Annotated in this window: 24 protein-coding genes and 1 riboswitch; of the genes, 10 read left to right on the forward strand and 14 right to left on the reverse strand. The window is 45.2% G+C overall.

What is annotated here, in order from left to right; genetic code table 11:
- Positions 1–29 precede the first annotated feature (29 nt).
- From dnaB to rpsF, 5 genes are all read right to left on the reverse strand, one after another.
- The gene (gene dnaB / locus E0D71_RS02600; RefSeq protein WP_133001727.1) at positions 30–1,406 is read right to left on the reverse strand and encodes a replicative DNA helicase; all 1,377 of its coding nucleotides are present in this window, start codon (positions 1,404–1,406) and stop codon (positions 30–32) included.
- 126 nt (positions 1,407–1,532) lie between these two features.
- The gene (rplI, locus tag E0D71_RS02605) at positions 1,533–1,976 is read right to left on the reverse strand and encodes a 50S ribosomal protein L9 (RefSeq protein WP_133001728.1); all 444 of its coding nucleotides are present in this window, start codon (positions 1,974–1,976) and stop codon (positions 1,533–1,535) included.
- Between the two features lie 29 nt (positions 1,977–2,005).
- Positions 2,006–2,860, reverse strand: coding sequence for a hypothetical protein (locus E0D71_RS02610; RefSeq protein ID WP_133001729.1), 855 nt, complete (start codon positions 2,858–2,860; stop codon positions 2,006–2,008).
- 21 nt (positions 2,861–2,881) lie between these two features.
- Positions 2,882–3,112, reverse strand: a complete 231-nt coding sequence (gene rpsR / locus E0D71_RS02615; RefSeq protein WP_036161308.1) for a 30S ribosomal protein S18 — start codon at positions 3,110–3,112, stop codon at positions 2,882–2,884.
- Between the two features lie 25 nt (positions 3,113–3,137).
- Complete coding sequence (gene rpsF / locus E0D71_RS02620; protein WP_133001730.1) at positions 3,138–3,545, reverse strand: 30S ribosomal protein S6; 408 nt, start codon at positions 3,543–3,545, stop codon at positions 3,138–3,140.
- Between the two features lie 285 nt (positions 3,546–3,830).
- Here rpsF and E0D71_RS02625 point away from each other — a divergent pair, with 285 nt between their 5' ends.
- Positions 3,831–4,583 (forward strand): MipA/OmpV family protein, encoded by a 753-nt coding sequence (locus E0D71_RS02625; protein ID WP_133001731.1) that lies wholly within the window; start codon positions 3,831–3,833, stop codon positions 4,581–4,583.
- Between the two features lie 104 nt (positions 4,584–4,687).
- Complete coding sequence (locus E0D71_RS02630; protein WP_133001732.1) at positions 4,688–5,596, forward strand: DMT family transporter; 909 nt, start codon at positions 4,688–4,690, stop codon at positions 5,594–5,596.
- Here the strand turns inward: E0D71_RS02630 and E0D71_RS02635 are convergent.
- From E0D71_RS02635 to hldE, 7 genes are all read right to left on the reverse strand, one after another.
- On the reverse strand, positions 5,593–6,471 hold the full coding sequence (locus E0D71_RS02635) for a DMT family transporter (RefSeq protein ID WP_243711906.1): 879 nt from the start codon (positions 6,469–6,471) through the stop codon (positions 5,593–5,595). The genes E0D71_RS02630 and E0D71_RS02635 overlap by 4 nt on opposite strands.
- A gap of 64 nt (positions 6,472–6,535) precedes the next feature.
- A complete protein-coding gene (locus E0D71_RS02640; protein ID WP_133001733.1) occupies positions 6,536–7,252 on the reverse strand; it encodes an ATP-binding cassette domain-containing protein in 717 nt (238 codons plus the stop codon).
- The gene (gene thiP / locus E0D71_RS02645) at positions 7,239–8,843 is read right to left on the reverse strand and encodes a thiamine/thiamine pyrophosphate ABC transporter permease (protein WP_207923316.1); all 1,605 of its coding nucleotides are present in this window, start codon (positions 8,841–8,843) and stop codon (positions 7,239–7,241) included. Before thiP ends, E0D71_RS02640 begins: the two co-directional genes overlap by 14 nt.
- A complete protein-coding gene (gene thiB, locus E0D71_RS02650) occupies positions 8,843–9,844 on the reverse strand; it encodes a thiamine ABC transporter substrate binding subunit (RefSeq protein WP_133001734.1) in 1,002 nt (333 codons plus the stop codon). Before thiB ends, thiP begins: the two co-directional genes overlap by 1 nt.
- Before the next feature lie 44 nt (positions 9,845–9,888).
- Positions 9,889–10,001, reverse strand: a riboswitch (TPP riboswitch).
- A gap of 24 nt (positions 10,002–10,025) precedes the next feature.
- Positions 10,026–11,252 carry a 3-deoxy-D-manno-octulosonic acid transferase gene (locus E0D71_RS02655; RefSeq protein ID WP_133001735.1) on the reverse strand — a complete coding sequence of 409 codons (1,227 nt, stop codon included), beginning with the start codon at positions 11,250–11,252 and terminating at the stop codon, positions 10,026–10,028.
- Between the two features lie 2 nt (positions 11,253–11,254).
- Positions 11,255–13,039 carry a lipid A export permease/ATP-binding protein MsbA gene (gene msbA / locus E0D71_RS02660; protein WP_133001736.1) on the reverse strand — a complete coding sequence of 595 codons (1,785 nt, stop codon included), beginning with the start codon at positions 13,037–13,039 and terminating at the stop codon, positions 11,255–11,257.
- A complete protein-coding gene (gene hldE, locus E0D71_RS02665; protein ID WP_133001737.1) occupies positions 13,040–14,467 on the reverse strand; it encodes a bifunctional D-glycero-beta-D-manno-heptose-7-phosphate kinase/D-glycero-beta-D-manno-heptose 1-phosphate adenylyltransferase HldE in 1,428 nt (475 codons plus the stop codon).
- Positions 14,468–14,564: 97 nt separating this feature from the next.
- On the opposite strand from hldE, the gene E0D71_RS02670 reads away from it, so the two are divergent.
- The 7 genes from E0D71_RS02670 to E0D71_RS02700 all read left to right on the forward strand — a co-directional run bounded on the left by E0D71_RS02670 (position 14,565) and on the right by E0D71_RS02700 (position 21,071).
- Entirely contained in the window at positions 14,565–15,707 is a 1,143-nt protein-coding gene (locus tag E0D71_RS02670; protein WP_133001738.1) for an AGE family epimerase/isomerase, read from the forward strand.
- A 13-nt stretch (positions 15,708–15,720) separates the two neighbouring features.
- A complete protein-coding gene (rfaD, locus tag E0D71_RS02675) occupies positions 15,721–16,668 on the forward strand; it encodes an ADP-glyceromanno-heptose 6-epimerase (protein ID WP_133001739.1) in 948 nt (315 codons plus the stop codon).
- Positions 16,661–17,662: a lipopolysaccharide heptosyltransferase II gene (waaF, locus tag E0D71_RS02680; RefSeq protein WP_133001740.1), complete on the forward strand. Its 1,002-nt coding sequence runs from the start codon at positions 16,661–16,663 to the stop codon at positions 17,660–17,662. Before rfaD ends, waaF begins: the two co-directional genes overlap by 8 nt.
- Positions 17,659–18,600, forward strand: coding sequence for a glycosyltransferase family 9 protein (locus tag E0D71_RS02685; protein ID WP_133001741.1), 942 nt, complete (start codon positions 17,659–17,661; stop codon positions 18,598–18,600). Before waaF ends, E0D71_RS02685 begins: the two co-directional genes overlap by 4 nt.
- 10 nt (positions 18,601–18,610) lie before the next feature.
- Entirely contained in the window at positions 18,611–19,396 is a 786-nt protein-coding gene (locus tag E0D71_RS02690; RefSeq protein WP_133001742.1) for a glycosyltransferase family 2 protein, read from the forward strand.
- An 18-nt stretch (positions 19,397–19,414) separates the two neighbouring features.
- Complete coding sequence (locus E0D71_RS02695) at positions 19,415–20,452, forward strand: glycosyltransferase family 4 protein (RefSeq protein WP_243711907.1); 1,038 nt, start codon at positions 19,415–19,417, stop codon at positions 20,450–20,452.
- A gap of 301 nt (positions 20,453–20,753) precedes the next feature.
- Positions 20,754–21,071 carry a hypothetical protein gene (locus tag E0D71_RS02700; protein WP_133001743.1) on the forward strand — a complete coding sequence of 106 codons (318 nt, stop codon included), beginning with the start codon at positions 20,754–20,756 and terminating at the stop codon, positions 21,069–21,071.
- A gap of 68 nt (positions 21,072–21,139) precedes the next feature.
- Here E0D71_RS02700 and E0D71_RS02705 read toward each other — a convergent pair whose 3' ends face one another.
- The gene (locus E0D71_RS02705; RefSeq protein WP_133001744.1) at positions 21,140–21,970 is read right to left on the reverse strand and encodes a sulfurtransferase; all 831 of its coding nucleotides are present in this window, start codon (positions 21,968–21,970) and stop codon (positions 21,140–21,142) included.
- Between the two features lie 122 nt (positions 21,971–22,092).
- Here E0D71_RS02705 and E0D71_RS02710 point away from each other — a divergent pair, with 122 nt between their 5' ends.
- The gene (locus E0D71_RS02710; RefSeq protein WP_133001745.1) at positions 22,093–22,854 is read left to right on the forward strand and encodes a TlyA family RNA methyltransferase; all 762 of its coding nucleotides are present in this window, start codon (positions 22,093–22,095) and stop codon (positions 22,852–22,854) included.
- Between the two features lie 7 nt (positions 22,855–22,861).
- Here E0D71_RS02710 and E0D71_RS02715 read toward each other — a convergent pair whose 3' ends face one another.
- A complete protein-coding gene (locus E0D71_RS02715; RefSeq protein WP_133001746.1) occupies positions 22,862–24,241 on the reverse strand; it encodes an MATE family efflux transporter in 1,380 nt (459 codons plus the stop codon).
- Between the last annotated feature and the right edge of the window lie 39 nt (positions 24,242–24,280).

The raw sequence follows: 24,280 nt of genomic DNA on the forward strand, positions 1-24,280 counted from the left end.
ACATTAATCGAATGACGAGTAGGTGACGCCTATTCATCATCGAAATCACGATAAGCATCTGGCGCCAGATCTTCAAATCGAGTGTATTTACCAACAAAGGCTAAGCGGCAAGTTCCAATCGGACCATTACGCTGTTTACCGATGATAATTTCAGCAATACCTTTGTGCGGAGAGTCTTCGTGATACACCTCATCACGATAAACAAATGAGATGACATCCGCATCCTGCTCGATCGCTCCAGATTCACGCAAATCCGAGTTAACCGGACGCTTGTTTGGGCGATTCTCCAAACTACGGTTAAGCTGGGAAAGTGCCACAACAGGACATTCCATTTCTTTGGCAATGGCTTTTAGCGATCGAGATATCTCAGATATCTCATTGGTTCGGCCTTCGGTGAAACCTGGGATCTGCATCAACTGAAGGTAATCGACCATGATCAGAGCCACACCGCCATGCTCACGCGCAATACGACGCACCCGAGAACGCATCTCAGTTGGGCTAATACCACCGGTGTCATCAATAAATAACTTACGGTCTTTGAGCATTTTCACTGCCGACATCAGCTTATCCCAATCTTCTTGCACTAGCTGACCTGAACGCATGCGTGTTTGGTCAATGCGCCCTAAAGAAGACAACATACGCATCATCAGCTGCTCAGAAGGCATCTCGAGACTAAATACAATAACGGGCTTATCGCTGATCATGGTGGCATTTTCCACCAAGTTCATTGCAAATGTCGTTTTACCCATGGAAGGGCGACCCGCCACAATCACCAAGTCGGATTTTTGCAAACCTGCCGTCATGCCATCTAAATCTGTAAACCCCGTACTCAAACCGGTGATAGCACCTTCTTGGTGGTAGAGTTCGTCAATCTTGTCCACCGTCGCGCTCAATATATCTGACGCGATGCGTGGGCCACCTTTTTTCTCACCGCCTTCAGCAATCTGAAAAATTCGACGCTCAGCCTCATCCAAGACTTCTGCGGCCGTCATGCCTTCGGGGTGAAAGGCCCTAGCCGAAATCTCATTGGTGGTAGAAATAAGGCGTCGCAGAATAGAACGTTCACGCACAATGTCAGCATAAGAAGCTATGTTAGACGCACTGGGTGTCGCTTCCGCAACTTCAATCAGGTAGGCCATGCCACCAATGGATTCTAAGTCCCCACGCTTATCCAGACGCTCACCGATTGTCACGACGTCAATCGGTTCCGACTCATCCGCTAATCGCGCAATTACTGAGAAAATCAGCTTATGCTCAGGGCGATAAAAGTCATCGGCAATAACCAATTCAGACACTTTTTCCCAAGCTTGCGGGTCTAGCATCAAGCCACCAACGACGGAGCGTTCGGCTTCAATAGAGTAAGGCGGTAATTTAATAGAAGCGATTTCAGAATCGTTTAATTGCACGTAAAAACACCCGAACCAGAATAGAGGAAAAACAAGGGGATTAGCTTATCATGACAACAACAAAAAAAGGGCATCTTGTATTAAACAAGACACCCTTTTTTATTGATCAGTTTTCGTCGAAACGAATTACTGAGCAACAACTTCCAAAGTAACAGTAACAACCACTTCTGGGTGTACTTGAACGTCAACTTCGAAAGAACCTGTGTGGCGAATAGCGCCTTCAGGAAGACGAATTTCTGCTTTAGAAACTTCTACTTCTGCAGAAATTACTTCAGCGATATCGCGTGTACCGATAGAACCAAAAAGTTTACCTTCATCGCCAGCATTCGCTTCGAATTTGAAAGTTTTGCCTTCTAGTGTTTGAGCACGAGCTTCAGCAGCAGCTTTACGCTCTGCAGCTTGAGCTTCAAGTTCAGCACGGCGTTCTTCAAAGCTAGCCAAGTTAGCTTTAGTTGCCATTACAGCTTTTCTGTTCGGAATCAAAAAGTTACGAGCATAACCTGGTTTAACGACTGCAACGTCACCAATACCACCTAGCTTGTTTACTTTGTCGAGTAGAATAACTTCCATCTCGATCACCTCTAATTAATCATTCACTATCACTTGATGCTGGATGACTTATCTTGGATTCGTTCTCGAATATTTACAAAACTATCAATCACACTAAGTACGATCAATATGTTTGCGAAATAGACGTTTAGAACAAAGAATCCCACAAGATAAAATGCAATCAGTCCAACAATCCCAATTCTTTTTTTTGCTAGAACACCATGCACTAACGCAATGCCTGGCAACACTAAGGCTGGAATGGCCGCTTGAGATAAAACAAGGTACGATCCTCCTAAGCTTTCGCCTAGCAACACCATGGCACCTAAAACCAAGCTAAACGCTATCGGCAGTCTTAGCTGATGAAATTCATGTCGCAATCCACCAGGATTATAGAGCCCTGCTTGCCATTTTCGCGCTAAAAAGAGCGACACAATAGCAATCATCGCCTGAATAATGGACAAGGCCACTACCGCTTGATGAAAAATAATACCTTTGTCCGGTACTACCACCCCTTCCGATGTCAAAATTCGATGAATCAGTGTTGTCACTAAATTCAACATGTCTGACATAAGCAAAGGCTGCAGAAAAGTGCTGATGACGGCAATAAAACTGCCAACAATTAACACCCAACTCCATGATGTTGTTGCCCTGAGTAACCAAGCCAACAAAGTCACGTCTATCAACACCATCAGTGCTGTCGCATCACCTTGGTATGCCCACAAAACTATTGCAGGTAGACATCCCCAAGCTAATACAGGTATTCCTTCTTTAACACCTCTACGAAGTACTACCAAACCAATAATGGCGGCAGACACCCAGAACAGTAAGGGTATGATACTGAAAACAGCAACACCAATAATGGCATTGCGCGGACGTGTCATAACCCATTTCGCTAAAGCGCTCATTCTGGTACTTCGTTCCACCTATTAATTGAAGTGGCTATCAGTGTAAGGAAGCAAAGCAATGTAGCGAGCGCGTTTGATCGCAGTCGCTAGTTGACGCTGGTAACGTGCCTTAGTGCCAGTAATACGGCTAGGTACGATTTTACCAGTTTCAGTAACATAACCTTTCAGTGTTTCTAGATCTTTATAATCGATCTGTTTAACGCCTTCTGCTGTAAAACGGCAGAATTTACGACGACGAAAAAAACGAGCCATACGTGTCTCCTAATAAAAATATTGATTAATCTTCAGATTCTTCAGCAACAACTTCTTCAGTTGTTTCGTTGTTGCGCTCTTCACGTTGAGGAGCAGAACGACGATCTTCACGACCTTCAGAAGCTTTAATAGGAGATACATCAGTAATCGCATCTTTACAACGAATCACCAAGTTACGGATGATTGCATCGTTATAACGGAAAGTATCGTTTAATTCAGCTAAAACACTGTCAGAACACTCAATGTTCATAAGAACATAATGTGCTTTGTGAATTTTGTTGATTGGGTAAGCTAGTTGACGACGGCCCCAATCTTCTAGACGATGAACTTGTCCACCATCTTCAGTGATTAGGTTAGTGTAACGCTCAACCATTGCTGGTACTTGTTCGCTTTGATCTGGGTGAACCAGAAAGACGATTTCATAATGACGCATTTAAGCTCTCCTTATGGATTCTAGCCTCTACGCTCCCCCTGTTATGAAGCCTTGAGACAAGGAGTATAGATTTACAGGGACGCGAATTGTATAGCATACAGAACAATAAATAAACACGCTGAGCACCTTGATAAGAAGGTTTTTCTTTCCTTTAAGCAATTAGCTCGCTGTCTAGCCCGCGCACTCTTATAAATAAATAGGCATAGCTAGTATTCGTTTACATATTTCACTCGTCTATTTACCATAAAACAACCTAGGTCTTTAATTAAATAAGGAAGAAACTCAATGATATCGCGCCGTAACATGGGCATTCTCATCGCCGCCCTACTCCCATTATCGCCAGCCATGGCTCTGGCTGATAGCGGTGATTTCAGCGTAGGCGCCATGGGCATCTATGCGACTTCTATTTATAAAGACACTGACAGTGACACTAAAGTGCTTCCGTTTGTTGCCTATACTGGCGAACATTTCTACTTAAAAGGGCCAGAGCTTGGTTATAATTTTTTGCCAAATCATTCAAAACGCAATATAGGCGTTGGTCTTGGCTATCATTTTGCCGAATTTGATCCTGATGACTCAGACGATAAAAACATTCAAAAACTGGATGATCGTGACGACAGTGTCATGGCCATAGTGCATGCGAAGATTGGCTTCTTTTCGGCCAAACTCGCCCAAGATGTAAGCGACACTAACCGTGGTTACTATGCTGAAGTCGGCGCGGGTTATCCTATTCAAGTACAAAAATGGCGCCTTATTCCGTCCATCCACTATCGCTATATGAGCAGCGAAATGAGCGATTATCAATTGGGCGTCAGCTCGTCTGAAGCGGCAAAAACAAGCGGGGCCATTAGCGCCTATAACGCGCCTTCAACGACCATGACTCGTGTCACTCTCAATAGTTTTTACCCAATCACACAATCATTGACGGTTAATTTAAGCGCCACCTACGTGAAATACAACAGTAACGTATTAGACAGCCCGATCGTTGAAAAAGACCATAAAAGCATTGCTAGGGCTGGCATTATTTATAAGTTTTAAGCAGAGTAAGGTAACCACTCTGGCGACAATCTAAAATCGACTGTCGTCAGAGCGATTTGATCAGACACCTGATTCAAACAGCCACACTCTAATAAGGATGTTACATGCCCGCTTTTGTTTACTTGCTGCTGCCAGTGCTTTTTTGGTCTGGTAATTATGTACTAGGACGTTTCACCGTTTCTGAAGGCATTGACCCCTTTTCTATTTCTTTCTTACGCTGGAGTATTGCCTGCCTGATCATACTGCCTTTTGCCTACAAAAAAGTCTGGGCAGAACGCGCGATAATTGTGAAGAACTGGCCTCTGCTGTTACTGTTTAGCTGGCTAGGCATTTGTAACTACAACCTTTTTTTATACATTGGTTTAACCTCAACCAGTGTCACCAACGCCGTGCTGCTCAACGCCATTGTACCTGTTATCATCCTCATCACAGCTAGGCTATTACTCGGCAGCAAAACCAGCTGGCTACAAAACGTAGGTATACTTCTATCAACCATAGGCGCGATTGAAATTATTAGTCGAGGCAGCCTAGACACTCTTCTGCATTTGACCATATCCCAAGGGGATCTATGGATCATTACCGCGGCAATCAGTTGGGCCGTGTATTCTGTTTTGATCGCTAAACGCCCCAAAGGGATGTCTCTTATCGGCTTTTTTACGACCACGGCATTCGTTGGCACCGCCATTCAAGCACCGCTGTTCTTCATTTTCGGCACAACGTCGCTTAATGAGTTATCCGCCATTAATTGGGGAACTTTGCTCTACATGGGATTGTTTGCTTCTTTGGCGGCATTCCTTTGCTGGAACTTAGGTGTACAAAAGCTAGGGGCTGCCACTGCAGGGCAATTTATTCATCTGTTACCTGTGTTTAGCATTTCACTCTCTGTGCTGTTTCTTGGCGAACAACTTTATCACTTCCACTACATTGGCATTGTTTTGATTTTTTCGGGCATTTTCGTCGCCACCCTATTAAACAAAAAACTGATGCACCTCAAACCAGCCGAACAACACTAGGCACTTTGACTCTTTGCGATGCGGGTACTAATAAGGATGCTTATAAAGATCAATGCCATCCCCGCATAAGCAAAGGCATCTGGTACATGCCCCCACACCATCCATCCCCATAAGCCACTAAATACTACGCCGGCATAACTCACCGGAGAAACCACACTCGCCGGTGCATAAGTGTAGGCCTTGGTGTAGAGAAACATACCAACATACAAGGTGATACAAACTACCGCGACCAATGGCCAACTCGCCATTGGCAATAACAAACTGTCTCCTTGTATTAACACTAAGCAGAATGACAGCCCTGCCGAGATCAAAAAATAAATCATCATGGTTTCTTGACCACTCACCTGATGAGACAACATACGAGTCGTCACCATAGAAAAAGCCAAACCAATGGCGGATAGAAAACCGATTAAATGCCACGGATTAAGGTGCTCTGGCGTCGGTTGAATAATACAAGCCACGCCAATAAAGCCAATAACAAGAGGGACCCAACGGGCGCTTGGCACGGCCACTTTATGCATAATAAACACCACTAAGGGCACACAAAGTGGCGCACAGTAACGCAACAAGGTCGCTTCAACCAAAGGGATGTGATTGAGCGCCCAGTAATAAAACAAAAAGCCTGTAAATCCTCCCACACTGCGTAGAAAATGAATTTTCCAAATAGCGATAGGTCGGCGCTGCCAGCGGCCTCGTAATTGCGGATAGAGCACGGCGACACAAAAAACACTCTGCCAAAATACCAACACTGGAACCGCTATGGTCGTCTGCACCTGCTTTGCAGCAAGCCCAGTCACCGACATAACAAACGCATAAGCAATCGTCAGCAATATGCCTTTTTTTAGCCTCTGCTTCTCATTGAGTTCCAGTGACACACACACCTCACTTCCATTGTAATAATACGGCCAAACAGTGACCGCGCACGACTCAACAATTAAATCATTTCATCTCATTTGTCGAACGATTTGCCGTGCCAAGGTAATGAGAAAAAGTGCTAGGAATAACATCAGAGGCTAAGACATCGGCCGTTTCATGGGCCACAACTCGACCGCCTGCGATCAACATCACGCGCCCACCAACCAACAAGGCCTCGCTTGGCATGTGGGACACAAAAACCGTCGTCAAATGAAACTCTTTTGTTACATCGTGAACCAGCTTGAGCATCTCTTCTCGTAACATAGGGTCCAAGGCGCTAAAGGGTTCATCTAACAACAAGATGGGTTTTTTACGCACCAACACTCTGGCGATCGCGACCCGCTGCGCCTGCCCACCAGACAAGGCTTGAGGGTATTGATCCCGCTTCGCCATTAACTGTGTTTGCAACAAGGCCCACTCCACTTTTTCCTGCTGCTCATTCGTCAGCCGCATTGACGGCTCAAGTCCCACAGCGACATTCTGCCAAACCGTTAGCTGAGGAAAAAGATTGTCACTTTGAAACAAGGTAGAGATGGGACGTTCAAAAGGCGCTAAGCTTGAAAAATCCTCGTCTTGATAAGACAAGGTTCCGCGTCCTTTCAAATACCCACCAAGTAAATGAAGCAAGGTACTTTTGCCTTCCCCACTCGCCCCCAGCAAGGTTGTCATGCCAGGTTCAATAGACACTTGATAGGCGGCATGAAATTGCTCCCAATCGTATTGGAGATTAATCTCTAACATCTGACTTTCCTCCGATAACGCGCGTGGCAAGATAAAACAAAATAAGACAAAGAGAAATCAATATCACCGCAACACAAGCCCCTTCTTCTAAACGGTAAGAACCAACCAACTGGAACAAGTAAAGAGGCAGGGACACCAACCCTTGACTACCAAATAGCGCGATAACCCCCATATCACCCAATGACAACAAGAGTGCATATCCTAACGCTTGAGCCACGCTCGAGCGAATTAACGACCACTCAATTTTAAAGCGCGACCAACCATAAATACCGAGACTCGAATACACATTTCGATAACGCCTCTCTTGCTGGTACAACACGGGCATCAACACTCTAAGCACAAAAGGCAACGCCATCACGGCATTCACCCACACCACCACCCAATAGCTGGATTGCAGTCCGAAACCAAGGCTGCGCAATAACAGAAAAAGCCCTGTCGCCAACACAAGCCCGGGCACCATCAAAATCATATTCCCCAAATGCTCTAATTTACTGGGCAAAAAATCCCACCAGCCTCGACCCATTGCCATGCGAGCCAACACCCCAAAACAGCCCCCTAACAACACACTTAACATGGCCGCAGGCAGCGCTATTTTTAATGACACCCACAACGCCTGCCACGTTGCTGGCGCCAATAAAGTTGGCAAAAATTGGGCTGAGAAAATAGGGTCAAAAATAGCGACAAAAGGGGGGAGCACCAACAGCAGCGCCAGCGTCATGATAAAACCGTCAAAACAACGAGCTACACGCGTGTCTTTGACAAAAAAACATTGCGCCCTCAACAAACTAACGTCTTGCTGATTCTTAGGAGCCACTTTATAAATCAAGGTCGCGACCAAGGTACAAATCGCCACCTGAAGAAGCGATAAAAAACTGGCTTTATCCAAATCAAAATCAAAGCGTAGCGCTTGGTAGATAGCAACTTCTAAGGTGCTGGATTTAGGCCCGCCACCTAAACTTAACACCACAGAAAAGCTGGAAAAACAAAGCATAAAGATCAATACAAAAGCGCCTGGCAACACTTTCTTAATGTAAGGCCATTCAATAAGACGAAAGGAGGTTCCTCTTGAAAATCCCAGTTGCGACGCGAGCCGCCATTGGCCAGAAGGGATCAAATCATACCCTTGAATAAGCAAACGCACTGCCAATGGCATATTAAAAAAAACATGCGCCAGCAGAATCCCTAACAAGCCATAAAGGGGCACATGAACCCCCAACCCATCTGCTAGCCAGCCTGAGCGACCATAAACCACCACAATGCCTAAAATTGCCACTATGGTAGGCACCACCATAGACACAGCAAACAGCTGCAACAAAACCCGTTTGCCTTTAAATTCCCGATGACTCAAGCAAGAGGCTACCGGAATAGCAATCAGCAAACTGAGCACGCTACTTAATAGAGCCTGCCACAATGAAAATCGAATAATTCGCCACAAGTAGGCGTCTTGTAAATAGCCTTTCCACTGCGACATGTCCATATGATGTAAAAGAGCCGCCAAACTGGCGGCTCCAACAAGCACAAAAAGCAAGACGCCAATTAACGCGGGCAATAGCCGCACCAACTGACGCATGACTGACAAGCGGTAAATCATTAGCGCGTCGTTGCCTCAAGCCATTCATTTATCCAAGCTTTACGTTGTTGTGCCACCTCATCGGCGTCCAAGGTCAATACCTTGGTAGGTTTAGGCAAGGTCTTGAATACCGCCGGCAGCGGTTTGTCTTGCTTGATCACAGGAAACATCCAGTTACCCGTAGCCACCGTGGACTGAAAACCAGGCGTTAAAATAAATGACATAAATTGTTTCGCTAAGGCTGGATGAGGGGCATTTTTTAACATCGCCGCCACTTCCACTTGAGGGTAAAAACCTTCACTCGCAGGCGCGGCTTTATACTGATGTTTCCCTTCTGCGACCACATGATAAGCAGGAGACGTTGTATAACTCAACACGACATCCGACTCACCTTTCAAGAACAGACTGTAACCGTCGTACCAGCCTTTGGTAACCGTCACGGTATGCTTGGCAAGTGTCGCCCACGCATCTGCAGCCTTGTCACCGTATACCGCCTTCATCCAAAGTAATAACCCCAACCCTGGGGTGCTGGTTCTTGGGTCTTGATAAATCACCCGCAGATTTTGATTTTCTACAATGTCCTGCAAACTCGTCGGTGGCGATGACAAGGTTTCTGAGTTATAGATAAAAGCAAAATAGCCTTGATCAAAAGGCACAAAAACCGGGTCTGTCCAAGGTGTGGGGGTCACAACATGACTTGTGTCGACGCCTGACTCTGCCAACAACCCAGTCTGCTTGGCCTTTTGCATTAAATTAAGGTCCAAGCCTAACACCACATCCGCTTCTGAGCTTTTCCCTTCCAGCTGTACCCGAGACAAGATACCAACCGAAGAATCAACCGTTACGAAGTTAACGTCACACCCACATTCCTTTTCAAAATTGGCTTTGATTTTTGGACCTGGGCCCCAATCAGAAGCAAAAGAGTCATAGGTATAAACGTTCAAGGTTTCAGCAAAAGAAGAACTTGAGAAAGACAGTAACGCCCCTGCGATGGCACAGCTGCTTAGTAAAAACTTATTCATTGTGTCGCTCCTAAAAATGAGCGGCGTACAGGGGAAATGGCAAGGAAGGCTTGCTATCTCGATTCCTACGCCAGCATGATCTGGATCAGGTTCAATGGGTTAGCAAAGGCTTCTCAGCTTTGGCTAAAACACAACCAAAACACCCCATGAGATATATAGTGGGACTATTGTAAAGAGTCGTTTAACGGAAGTCTATTTCAGATAAAACCCGTGTGACCGCCCCTTGATTTTGCTGTGCAAAACGCAACGCAGCCTGCCCAAGACGATGACACTGACTGTGTTTGCCTGCCAGTGAAATAACCACCTCTTGTAGCTGATCTGCATTCTGGCAACGAATCGCCCCATGCTGCTTTATCAACTGCTCAGTGATATCCGCAAAGTTAAACGTAAAGGGCCCAACCAATGTGGCACGAGCCAGCAAAGCAGGTTCAATGGGATTATGGCCGCCTCGTTTTACCAAACTGCCACCAACAAAAGCCAAGTCTGCCGCCTGATAATAATGCATCAGTTCACCCATAGAGTCACCGATAACAACGTTAAGCCCCGCCCAACATTGAGGCTCTACCTGACTACGCAAAGCAACCTTGTCAAAATACTCACACGCTAGTTGATACACACTTTGAAAACGCTCTGGATGCCTAGGCACTAGAATCAATAAGGCATCTGGGTACTTTTCCACTAACGCTTGATGGGCTTTTAACAAAGGCTCATCTTCACCATTGTGCGTGCTGCCTGCGGTCCAAATAAACGAGCTCGACATTTGGCGATGCCAGTTTTGTTCAGCCACCGAATCAGGCACGCTCAAATCAAACTTAATACTGCCTGTGACCAATACATTATTCGCCCCTAATGCACTGAAGCGCTCCGCGTCTGCCTGTGCATGGGCTAAGAAACTGTTCGGCAATGCCATCAAACGCTTCGATAGTCGAGAAAATCTCTGGTACTGCTTAAAGGAGCGTTCACTTAAACGAGCATTCACGATATTGATACGCAAACCTTTTCGCTTCGCCTGAAGGAGAAGGTTTGGCCAAAGCTCTGTTTCCACAATCAGTAAACGATCACACTCAACCTGCTTTAAGGCACGTTTCACCGCACACCGCCAATCCATAGGCAAGTATCGATGAACCGCAAACGGAAACGTTTTTTCGACTTGTTCGGCACCAGTCGGCGTCATTGTGGTGATCAAAATGGGACGCTCAGGGTATTTTTCTACCCATTGAGCCACCAAAGGTCGCACCGCCAACACTTCGCCAACCGACGAACAATGAATCCAAATATCCGCTTTAACCGGCTGCCAAAAACCAAAGGCTTCACGAGCTCGATACGCAGGGTAGCTTTTTCTAAAGCGCCGAACCTTGACTAAGATAAGCGGCGTCAATGCCAACAAGAGAAGACGATAAAGCCACATAATTATTCAGCAACATCGCTAAATTGTTGATTATGAAGCTGTGCATAGGCCCCATTCTTCGCCAACAATTCACTGTGGGAACCCATTTCAACAATTTGGCCATGATCCACGACCGCAATGATATCTGAGTTCTCAATCGTAGACAGTCGATGCGCGATGGCAATAGTCGTACGGTTTTCCATCAATGTGTCTAACGCCTGCTGAATCGCACGCTCAGACTCTGTGTCCAGTGCAGAAGTCGCTTCATCAAGAATCAGGATAGGCGCATTTTTTAGAATCGCTCGGGCGATTGCAAGACGCTGGCGCTGACCACCAGAAAGCAATACGCCGTTTTCTCCCACCAATGTTTGCAAACCAAGCTCTAACTCTTGGATAAAGCCCCAAGCATTCGCGGCTTTTGCGGCTTCAATTACCTCTTCTTCTGAAGCGTCTTTCAAGCCACCGTAAGCAATATTTTCTTGAATAGTGCCATTGAAAAGTACGACTTGCTGGTTAACTAAAGCAATGTTTTTACGCAGATCATCTAGTTGGTAGTCATTGATATTTTCATTATCAATGAACAAGCAACCATCGTTCACATCATAAAAACGCGGAATCAGGTTGGCTAAAGTAGACTTACCACTGCCTGAACGACCAACCAACGCAAGCTTTTTACCAGCGGGCAAGGACAAGGTGACATCACTCAAGGCGTCCTTATCCATTCCAGGGTAACTGAAGGTTAACCCTTTCCAGCTAATGTCCCCTTTCAAGCGATCTGCCGTTTTACTTCCGGTGTCTTTTTCACTGTCCAGATCCAAAAAGGCAAAAATACTCTGCGCTGCAGCAATGCCTTTTTGCAAAATGCTGTTTACTGAGGTCAGTTGGCGCATCGGCTTACTCAACATGCCTGCAGCACCGATGAAGGCAACAAAATCACCGGCAGACATACTTGCTGAAATAGCAGGATCTAACGCCAACCAAATCAATAGCGACAAAGAAATCGCAATAACAAATTGAATAATAGGCACATTCAGCGCCTTGGTTAATTCCATTTTCAGTTGTGAGCGACGGTTTTCTTGCACCGCTTTATAAAAGCGTCGAGTTTCGTATTCATTACCGCCAAAAATTTTAATAACCTCATGACCTTTAATCGCTTCAGAGGCCACATCTGTCACACCACCCATGGCATTTTGAATTTTCAGGCTTAATTTACGAAAACGTTTAGAAGCGTACCGTACAACCAAGCCGATAATTGGAATCACAAACAAAAATAATAAAGAAAGGCGCCAGTTGATGAACAACATATACCCCAGCAAACCGACAACGGTTAACCCTTCTCGCAAAATCACCTGAATGGCTTGGGTAACAGAATCGATGACTCGCTCTGTGTCGTAGGTTAACTTCGCCAATAAACGGCCGCTTGGCATGTTGTTAAAATAACTGGATGGCAAGGTCACCATTTTATTAAACATGCTGGTTCGCAGGTCAAACACTACGTTATTGGCGACTTTAGCCATGCAGTAACTACCCAAAAAGGTCCCTACCCCACGCACTAAGAAAACACCAAGAATGGCCATTGGGATTAGCATACGCCCTTCAACCACAGTGCCATTTGAGACAACATCTACAATGTACTTAAGCAATGCGGCTAACGCCGGCTGCATGGATGAGTATAAAATATAGCCAAACACACTTAATAGGAAATACACTATTGATGGCTTTACGTAGCCTAATAACCTGAAATACAGTGACATCCCAGACGCGGTTTCTTGTTGTTTTTTCACATTCAATGTCGTTTCGTCTTGCATTTAAAGATTTGCCTTCTCAATAATGGAGGTTGTTGAATAACCATCAACAAAGGTCAATACTTTTACCTCACCACCATGGGACAGTACATGCTCTGCACCTACTATGCTCTCAATGGTGTAATCACCGCCTTTTACCAATACATCTGGACTTAACGCTTCGATTATTTCTTTTGGCGTGTCTTCATCAAACCAGGTCACCCAATCAATCGCGCCAATGCCTTCCAACACAGCCATACGATGTTCTAGGTTATTAATCGGTCGCTTCTCGCCTTTTAAGCGTTTCACTGATGCATCGGTGTTCACCGCAACGATTAATCGATCCCCCAAAGCCTTGGCTTGTTTCATGTACGCTACATGACCAGGATGGAGAATATCAAAACAACCGTTGGTGAAAACCACTTTTTCACCGCTTACTTGAGCCAATTTGATTTGCTCAAGTACTTCCGTAGGCGATAACACACCAAAATTTGTCGTACGATTACGCTGATACATGATGGCATCAAGCTGCTCGGCATTAATAGACGCGGTTCCCAACTTACCCACCACATACCCTGCGGCTTGGTTGGCATACTCTACAGCGTCAATAAAACGTTTACTGGTGACATAAACAGCGGTCAACACCGCCACTACAGTGTCTCCTGCACCAGTAACATCGAACACTTCTTTTGCCGCTGTCGCCAGTGAGTATGGTGGCTTGTTATCACTCAATAGTATTAAACCGTCTTCACCACGGGTGACCAATAAAGCATCCCAACCAAACTGTTCACGCAGCGCCTTGGCTTTTTCTTCCAACTCTTTGACTGAGCGGCACTTGCCAACAATATTTTCAAACTCTAATAAGTTAGGCTTGACCAGAGTTGCCCCTTTATAGATAGAAAAGTCATCGCCTTTCGGGTCTATAAAACTTGGGACATCGACTGCATTCGATAATTGAATCAACGTCTGTACATCCGCCAAACAGCCTTTGGCGTAATCGGAATAAATCACCGCGTCGGCATTAGGCAGACAGGCTTTTACCATAGTAGCGACAGCGTCATTTTGAGATAGACTGTCTTCTCGCTCTTCAAAGTCCAAGCGAATCAACTGTTGATGACGACTCATCACACGCAGCTTGGTAATGGTAGGCAAGGCATCGGAATAGACAAACTGACAGTTCACGCCTTCCGCTTCTAAACAGCGCGTCAATACTTCGGCGTTTTCATCTTTACCAACAACACCAACCAAGGTCACGGCTACGCCAAGTTTAGCCAGTCCAAGAGCGACATTCGCTGCTCCGCCAGGTCGGTCTTCAATATTAGAGACTTTTACTACCTGCACAGGGGCTTCTGGTGAAATTCGAGAGGTGCCACCATGCCAGTAGCGATCCAACATGACATCGCCCACAACGAGGATGTGTTTATCCTTAAAATTCAAATATGAAGAGTTCATAGCCACATAATAATCGATTTTTGAGAGCGCTCATCCTATCATACTCACTCAATAAGTTGGACATACCTACATCACAAGTAATAAGGCAAATTTACTCATGCTGAATTCCCCCCTAACTTCCTGTAAAAACTTCCTTTTTGATCAGCTACTCGCTAACTGGGCAAAGCATGGTATTGACCAAGATTTGGGCTTTAGTTATGAGAGCATGAATCACGACTGGAGCCGAAACAAAGTAGGTCGTGTACGCTTGCTAACACAATGTCGCCAACTGTATACCTTCAGTCATGCGGCCAGTATGAACAACAATGAACAATGGCGCGCCCAGTTACCGCCTCTGTTTGATTTTATTATTCACCACTATTTTCAAGACGAACGCTGGATATTCTCACTCAACGATGACCTATCCATAAAGGACACTCAATCGGATGCCTATGCATTAGCCTTCGTACTCTTGTCTTTTAGCCATTATTACACCCTCACAAAAGATCAACGTGCTCTTGATTTGATGAAGAAAACACATTGTTTTCTGATCAAGCACATGTCGGCTAAGTCCGGTGGTTTTTATGAAGCCTTTCCTGTTGATCCCACTCAATTGCGTCGACAAAACCCTCATATGCATTTGCTTGAAGGTTACATCGCCGCTTATGAAGCCACTCAAGACGACACATACAAAACACAAATCGGGGCATTACTAACACTGGCCCTTGAGCATTTTTACGAGAAAAAAACAAAGACCTTACGAGAATTTTTCACTCTAGATTGGCAACTTCACCCTAAAACAGGCCATCAAGTCGAGCCAGGACATCATTTCGAATGGGGCTGGCTGCTGTTTCAAGCCAATAAAATTCTTCCAAACTCAGACTATACTGAGTTGGCGCAACATCTTTGGCTTACCGCATCGCGCCATGGTCTAGCAGATAACGGTGGCGTTTATAACCAAATAGATGGCAATGACTACACCCCCATAGACAAAGAAAAACGCATTTGGCCGATCACCGAATACCTAAAAGCCATTACGGTCATGCCGATTGGCAAGGAAGAAAAAGTCATGCGCATCACTGAAGCGCTAAACTTCCTTCAAGATCATTACTTTATCGAAAACGGTCGTTGGAATGAGTACCTTGACGCTGACAACCAGCCGAAAGACTTCCCGCTACCAGGCACCAGCAGCTATCACATTTTTCTCGGCCTCGCCGAAGTGATAAGATGGCAACAATCTCATTCCGATTTTACTCTCTGAGGAAGAACAATTTATGTATATCGTAACTGGCGGCGCTGGCTTTATCGGCAGCAATATTATTAAAGCCTTAAATAACAAAGGCATCAGCAACATTCTATTGGTTGACGACCTGACTGACGGCAAGAAATGCCTCAATTTATCCGACCTAGATATCGCAGATTACATGGACATGTACGATTTCTTAGACGCCATAAAAAATGACACTCTAAACATTAAACCTACAGCGGTTTTCCACGAAGGCGCTTGTTCTGCGACCACTGAGTGGAATGGCAAATATGTCATGGATGTAAACTACCAATATTCCAAAGCGGTATTGGATTTTTGTTTAAAGCACGGCGCTGCATTTTCCTACGCATCGTCGGCATCGGTTTATGGTTCTGGTCCTGTTTTCCAAGAATCCCGTGAAAACGAAAAACCATTAAACATGTACGCATACTCTAAGTTTCAGTTCGACCAATACATTCGTGCTGTTTTACCAACAGCAAAAAGCCAAATTGTCGGCTTTCGTTACTTTAATGTTTACGGCCCTCGTGAACAGCACAAAGGCAGTATGGCAAGCGTTGCGTTTCATTTGCGCAATCAAGTACTGGAAGGTGAAAACCCTAAACTATTCGGCGCTTACGATGGCTATGAAGCCGGCGGCCAAAGCCGTGACTTCATCTACGTAGAAGATCTAGTAAATACTAAACTTTGGTTTATGGAGAATGGCGATAAGTCGGGGATTTTCAACCTAGGTACCGGTAATGCTGAACCGTTTCGCACCATTGCTGAAACCGTGATTGAGCATTACGGAAAAGGCGAAATCGAATACATTCCTTTCCCAGAACACTTGAAAGGTGCTTACCAAAGTTTCACTCAGGCAGACATCCAAAAGTTACGAGACGCAGGCTACCCTGGTACTTTCCGCGGCCTAGCAAAAGGCGTACAAGATTACCTAACATGGCTTGATTCAAATGGCTAAATACTTAATTGTCGGCCCTTCTTGGGTCGGTGACATGGTAATGGCGCAAAGCCTCTTTATCACCCTAAAAGAGCGTGATAAAGAGGCGATTATTGATGTTATTGGGCCTAACTGGTCATCGCCTATTTTAGCGAGAATGCCAGAGGTCCGTAATGCCATCACCTTACCAACAGGGCATGGCGAATGGGGAGTTAGCACCCGCAGACAGCTGGGCAAATCCTTACGCAGCGAGCACTATGACCACGCCATAGTGATGCCCCGTTCCTGGAAGTCGGCCTTAGTACCCTTTTTTGCCAAAGCCAAACACCGAGTTGGGTTTACCGGTGAGCAGCGCTACTTTTTATTGAATGAACGCCGTAAGCTTGATAAGAACATATTAAATCAAACCGTGAAGCGATTTACTTCTCTTGGTCTACCTAGTGAAGAGGCGTACCCACCTAAAACATTGCCTTACCCAGCATTACGAGTCGACCCTAACAATCAAAAAGCCTTGTTTAATACTTACCAATTGCCAGATCGCCCAGCGATTGCCTTAATGGCAGGAGCAGAATTTGGCCCTTCTAAGCAATGGCCTATCGCTTATTTCCACGAGTTAGCAGAGAAAGCCATCCAGGCGGGTTATCAAATATGGGTACTAGGTGGCCCTAAAGACGCTGAAGATGGCGCGAATATCACCAAAGGATTGGGAGAGTATGCTTTCAATTTATGCGGGAAGACCAAGCTTGTTGACGCGATAGATCTACTTGCCGCCGCTGAAAAAGCCGTCAGCAATGACTCAGGATTGATGCATGTCGCCGCTTCCGTGGGCACTGAGGTGCATGGTATCTATGGTTCAACCAGTGAGTTATTCACACCACCATTGACTGACAATAAGACGATACACAACTTGCACCTAGAGTGCTCTCCGTGCTTTAAACGCACCTGCCCTCTTGGTCACACAAACTGCCAAAACCAACTCACTCCTGACATAATCGCAAGATCCGTACTGACATGACGAATATTGTATTGCTCAGAAACCGGCCTCATTTCGGCGCTCAAATCACCACACTCCCAGCGTTAAGGCTATTTAGTCAACGCCATTGCGGTGATGACCCCCTTATTCTTCTATCAAGACATAAGGTCAGCTGGGTATTCCAACAATTCCCCTGGATAGAAAGTACGATACATTCTACAAATTACCTAGCTGAGCTCAAAGCGCTCTCTAATGGCAGCAACCTCTTAAACTTAAGGCCGAGTAATCGCTTTCCAGTTTTGCTTTATAAGACCATTAAAAATGGTCAGATCTTTGATTTGGTGAATAGTGAAGCCGCAGGTTTGCCCGCTCATCAATACAGCATTCTGAATGAAGAAGAGTACCGAGCACTCAACTATCTTAAAATATTCACTCAGGATAAAGCCGAGCTATCAGAAGCCCTCGCTTTGCCTTTTTATGAACTCGCCGAATCATCCAGCCTTACCATTAACAAGCAAGTCATTAATGTATTGGTCATGCCAGGTAGCGGTGGTGGAGAACACAAAAAGTGGGGGTTATTAAATTACCTTAAAGTAAGCAAGAAAATAGCTGAGCAATCGGGGAAAAAATGTCACCTCCACGTTCTGCTTGGCCCAGATGAAACAGAAGAAATCCAGCTGATGAATAACTTATTGGCAACCTCTGAAGACCTGTTTTTACACACCGCACTGCCCATTAAAGATATTTGTCAATTGGTGTCGCTCTGCGACTTAACCATAGCTAACGATTGCGGACCATCTCATATCGCCCAATGTATGCAAAGACCGTACATTGGGCTATTTAAAGAAGCTAATCCTGAATGGTTTCTAACGCACCCTAAATCCATTAAAGTGACACCACACCAAAACCAAGACATTAAAACAATCAGCATTAAGCTGGTTACAGAACACGCTATCAATCTATTAAAGCATTCATACTAAAGAGCCAAACATGAATATTTCAGGCAACATAATCACCCTTAACGAAGAAAACAACATCGCTGCTTGTATCGAATCCATGCAAAGCGTTTGTGACGACATTGTGGTGGTTGACTCAGGAAGCACCGACAAAACGGTCGAAATTGCCCAGCGTTTAGGAGCAACGGTTGTCCATCAAGCCTATTTAGGGGATGGTATTCAAAAAAATGTGGCTTTATCTCATACCAAACACAACTGGGTTCTCAGCCTTGACGCTGATGAACGCCTAACGCCTGAAATGTCCCTCGCTATCAGCCAACTGGATTTATCTTCAGCATCGGTCGAAGGCTTCTCATTCCGTCGCCAAAATATGATAGGCAGTCGCTGGATTAAGCAGTGCGGATGGTACCCAGATCGCTGCATACGTCTTTACAATACCGACAAAACTCGCTTTGCCGATGTCAAACAACATTCCAGCGTACAGGCCAAATCTGTACAAGAAATTAACGCTGACATTATTCATTTTTCCTTTAAGAATATAGGCGAATTGTTCGCTAAGCCGGGACGTAACTTCAGTGGCCGTGCCGCTAAAATAATGTATGCGAAAGGCAAAAAAGCCAACGCTTTTTCCCCCTTCTTACATGGCCTCAATGCGTTTATTCGTAAGTATATTTTTCAACGGGGTTTTTTAGGCGGTGTGGATGGCATGACTGTCGCATTAAGCTCGGCGATTAATAGCTATTTGAAATACGCAAAACTACTTGAATATCAACGTGATCCCAGCGTGACGAAACAAGACGATTTCAACAATATTTGGTAATCAACTAGGCCCCCTATTTTGACTAATACTCTTACTATTATGCACGTCAACCTTGCAAAAGGGTTTCGTGGCGGCGAAAGGCAAACTGAGCTATTAATAACCGCACTTGCTAAACATTTTGATGTCACGCAAATCGTGGCCTGCCGAGATGACTCACCGTTACGAGACAGATTAAAGCAGATAAATAAGGTGACCTTTCTAACGGCCAACCACCAGCTTGATGGTCATTTCAGCGCACCAAAAGTCGATATTGTGCATGCTCATGAAGCCAAAGCCGTTCATTGGGCTTACTTACATAAACTGTTGCGTAAAACCCCTTACCTTTTAACTCGACGTGTTGACACACCGATTAAAGATAAATGGTCAAACACTCGTTCTTACCAAAATGCACTTTTTCGCGTTGGTATATCGAGCTTAATCGCCAACCATATCCGAGATAAGGGCTGGGGCGATGTGGAGCAGATACCGAGCACCTTGGCGCACTTAGAACGCCATAAAGAAGAAGGGGAGAAGTTTAGATCCCTCTTTCCCGGCAAAGTCATCATTGGTCACGTTGGCGCACTAGTCGACCGACATAAAGGGCAAAAAGTATTACTCAATGCCGCGGTGAAGCTGGAAAAAACTCACCCTGAATTCCACTTCGTCTTCTTTGGTGACGGCGCAGATAAAGACGAACTCAAAGCCTATTCAGAAAAGAGCAGCAATGTAACTTGGATGGGGTTCAAACCCAATATTGGGGATTATTTACCCTTCTTTGACCTCTTCGCCTTTCCATCAAGAAACGAAGGGCTTGGCTCCACCCTATTGGATGTCATGGACGCGGGCGTGCCTATTATCGCCTCTGACGTTGGTGGCATTCCAGATATTGTCATCCACCAAGAAACTGGGTTGTTAGTGCCAGCTAATGACAGTGAAGCGCTTAAAGAGGCCATCGTAACCCTCTCTTGCAACAAAGCCTTGCAACAGTCTCTGGTCGCTGGCGCGACTGCTCGCCTTGAAAACTACACCCCGAAAAAAATGGCTGAACGCTATTTGGCCCTATACAAAAAGGCATAACAACATAGATGTTTTCTGCATCAGCTATTATGACACTCCTGCTCCAGGGTTTTAATGACTATGACTAAAGAAAAATTTAAACGCTGGAAAACATTAGAACACTCTCTAGGTATGGCATAGCTTTTTAGATGACGTGAGATTCATCTCACGTCATTATTCCGCTCGCTTCTATCATTACTCCACCCCAAATTACGCCATAAGTAGACACTGAAGCTTAACCTTTCTCCCCTTTGATGAAAAAGACATAGTCAAAAGCATTATTTAAAACTACTCTAAAAGAAAACAAGATGAGGAGTTCTCTATGAAGTTTGAACTGGTTGATCGTCAAGGCTATATTCCCGACCTAAATTATGGAGGCGCTGGGCAAGAGTTAGCCTGCTTTGTTCCTTCTGATTATTCTTTTACCCAGGTATCCTACGAGAACGGAGAAGGTGAAGTCTCCATCGACAACCACATCTGGCACTTCTTTTTTACTCAAGAAGGCATAGGCATTCGATTATTGGATGGCATAGTGTCACTAAAAGAAGCTGAAAAATTCATTCTTAGTATTAAATCCCACATCTGGGGAGACGCCCATCAACAAGTTCAAATCTTCCTGTCTGGCGTCACGCCCAAATAACACATAACCCTAAAAGCCGCAGCGACAAGAGGCCAGCTCAAAAGCCGCGGCTTTTATCTATGATGAGCTTAAGCCTCTATTTCTGCTGCACGCAACATGCGTTTAGCCCATTGACTCCAAGAGCCTACATACACTCTTTTCGCTTCTATCCCAGCACAATTCATGGCCAATACGTTATGGCACGATGTAATGCCGGAACCACAATAATGCACCACATTTTCGCTTCCTCTTAATAGAGCATGCCATTCGCTGGCTAAAGCCTCTTTGGATTTAAACGAAGCACCTTCAGTGAGGTTTTTAGAAAAAGGACGATTGATCGCTCCTGGAATATGCCCAGCAATAGGGTCTAACGTTTCATTTTCACCATAAAATCGATCAGAAGCACGAGCATCCACCAACTGAAAAGAACCCAGTTCGAAATTTTCAACAACGTCTCTTTCCGTTACTTGCCAAGGGAAAGACACATTAAAGCGATAAGAGGAAGCGACAGGTCTCTCAATTTGCGTTGCAAGCGGCGTCTGCCAAGCAGCAATGCCTCCATCTAATACGTAGGTCTCAATCCCTTGCTGGGAAAACATCCACCAAGCACGCGCTGCGATAGCACCTCCCATGTCATCGTAAACGATCACGCGAGAATGCTGATCAATGCCCCAACGCTGAAGTTGATCGGCAAAATCTTCTTGCTCCGGTAGCGGGTGTCGACCCGTTAACTCAGTCTCTTTACCCGCTAACTCATGATGAACATCAACAAAAATCGCCTTGGGGACATGACCCTTTTCGTACTCATTTCTCCCCTTCTTATGATCCATTAGATAAAACCGACAATCTAAAATTACTGTATTTTCTTGCTCAAGCGCGTCGTTTAGCGCCTGTACGCTAATTAAAGTCTGCAACAGCATAATTCTTCCTTACTGATTCGATTGGTAACGGAAATTCATCTTATTGATCCCATAAATCTACTTTGATTGGCAACTTTTTGCTAATATCCCGCGCTAACATCACCACTTCCATTGAGCACCGAATGATTCGTATTGATCTATTACTCACTGAGCAAGGCCTCGCTAAATCCCGCTCTCAAGCACAAACTTTTATCAGCGAAGGTCGCGTGTCTTTCCTACAAGAAGAAAAATGGATTACGGCAACGAAACCCAGTATAAAGCTCGAAGCCGACTGCAAGCTCAATGTCACTGTCAATGACGCCGATCGTTATGTGTCTAGAGGCGCGTTGAAACTAGAGGGAGCCATCAAACACACCCAAATAGACCTCACTGGGTTTCAAGTATTAGACGTAGGACAGTCTACCGGCGGTTTTACTGACTGTGCAATTCAACATGGGGCTGAGCGCGTTGTGGGTATCGAAGTGGGTCATGATCAACTCGACAAACGTTTACGAGATACCCCCAATGTCATTTGCTTAGAAGGGATTAATGCAAGAAGTCTGACAAAAGAACACCTGAATGGGCATTTCCCAGAGGCTGGGTTTGATCTTGTTGTTATGGATGTGTCTTTTATCTCGCAAACTAAAATACTGCCGCAACTGCCTTCATTACTAAAGCAATCTGGTCATTTGATCACCCTTGTCAAACCACAATTTGAAGTGGGTAAAGAGTTCGTCGGCAAAGGAGGGGTTGTCAAAGATAAGCAGCGTATAAAGCAGCTTGAAGAGGACATTCAGCTTTTTATAAGACACCTTGGCATGACAGTAAAGTGTTACATTGAAAGCCCTATAAAGGGCGGTGATGGCAATCGAGAATTTCTTCTTTGGGCAACAAAAGACGCGTAGAAAGCATCTAAAGAATCTCTTCGTACCCCAAAGATGAGTTCGCAGAGATTCCATTGCCGTCCTTCGCTTCTAACTCGGCAATATAATGACGTGCCATATAAAACCCTAAACAGCCAAACACAACCGAGCCCACGGCTTGACCAAACAACACCCCTTCGGCTCCCATAAAGAAACCAAACACAAAGATCAGCGGCCAAGTCCCTAGCGTTGCACGCCCAAAATTTAACAAGGTACTGTTAAAGGGTTTTCCCAAGTTATTGAACACGGCGATCGCAATAAACAACAAGCTTTGAAAAAAGAAGCTAAAAGACACATAGGTCGCAAAAAAGCGAATAAGGTCAGCGGTTCTTTGCGTTGCATTAAACACAGAAACCAACCAATCCTGCATAAGATACAAAGCAATACACAGAACAAAACAATACACAAAAGCGTAAGTGACCGCGCTATAAATGGCGCCATGCATGCGATCAAATCGTCGCGCACCGTAGTTCTGCCCAAGAATAGGCCCCACTGCACCAGATAAGGCAAACAAACCACCAAATACCACAGGGATAATACGCCCAATAATGGCAATTGCAGCGACAGCATCATCCCCAAAGGTGGCGGTATGACTCATAACAATGGTGTTGGCCAATGGTGAAGACAAGCTCGTCAGCATCGCAGGTAAGGCGATTCTACAGATCGGCTTAAGATCTTTAAAAAAGCCAACGAGGTCAAATTTCCCCAGCATTTTATGAACATGAACCACGCCATAATACGACACCACGACCATAGAAAATCGCGCAATCAAAGACGCTAGCGCAGCGCCTTGCACCCCCATCCCCAATGCAAATATAAAAATAGGGTCTAGGATAGCGTTCACAATACCACCAACTAAGGTGGCATACATGGCACGTCGTGCATCCCCTAATGCGCGCATAATGCCAGAACCTATCATACCTATCATCACCGCAGGCATACCCAGCACCAGAATGCGCAAGTACCCATTGGCTAATTCAAGCGTGCGCCCAGTCGCCCCAATAAAGGAGAGGAGATCTGCGATGTGAGGCCATAAAAGTAACACGATGGCGGTGGAAAAAATCACCCCAAAAGCCAACACATTCACCGCTCTGCGTTTCGCTAATGCAACGTCCCCTTCCCCTATGGCTCGAGCAACCAATGCTGTAGCAGCAATAGAAACAGCGATGCTCAGCGAGATTGTAAAAAACATAATGGTGCCAGCAAATCCCACCGCGGCCACCGCTTCTTTCTCACCCAACATTGAAAGGAAAAGCATGTCGACCAGATCAACCAAAAACATACACATCAAACCAAGCGCACTGGTAAACGACATAGTTACCACATGCTTTAGCGTTGAGCCCTGTGTTAGTTTTGCCTGATGCGGCATTCACTTCCCCTACAATTAATACCAATATGAAAAAGCCGG

The sequence above is a fragment of the Marinomonas sp. KMM3893 genome, assembly GCF_004352855.1.
Classification (GTDB): Bacteria; Pseudomonadota; Gammaproteobacteria; order Pseudomonadales; family Marinomonadaceae; genus Marinomonas; species Marinomonas arenicola.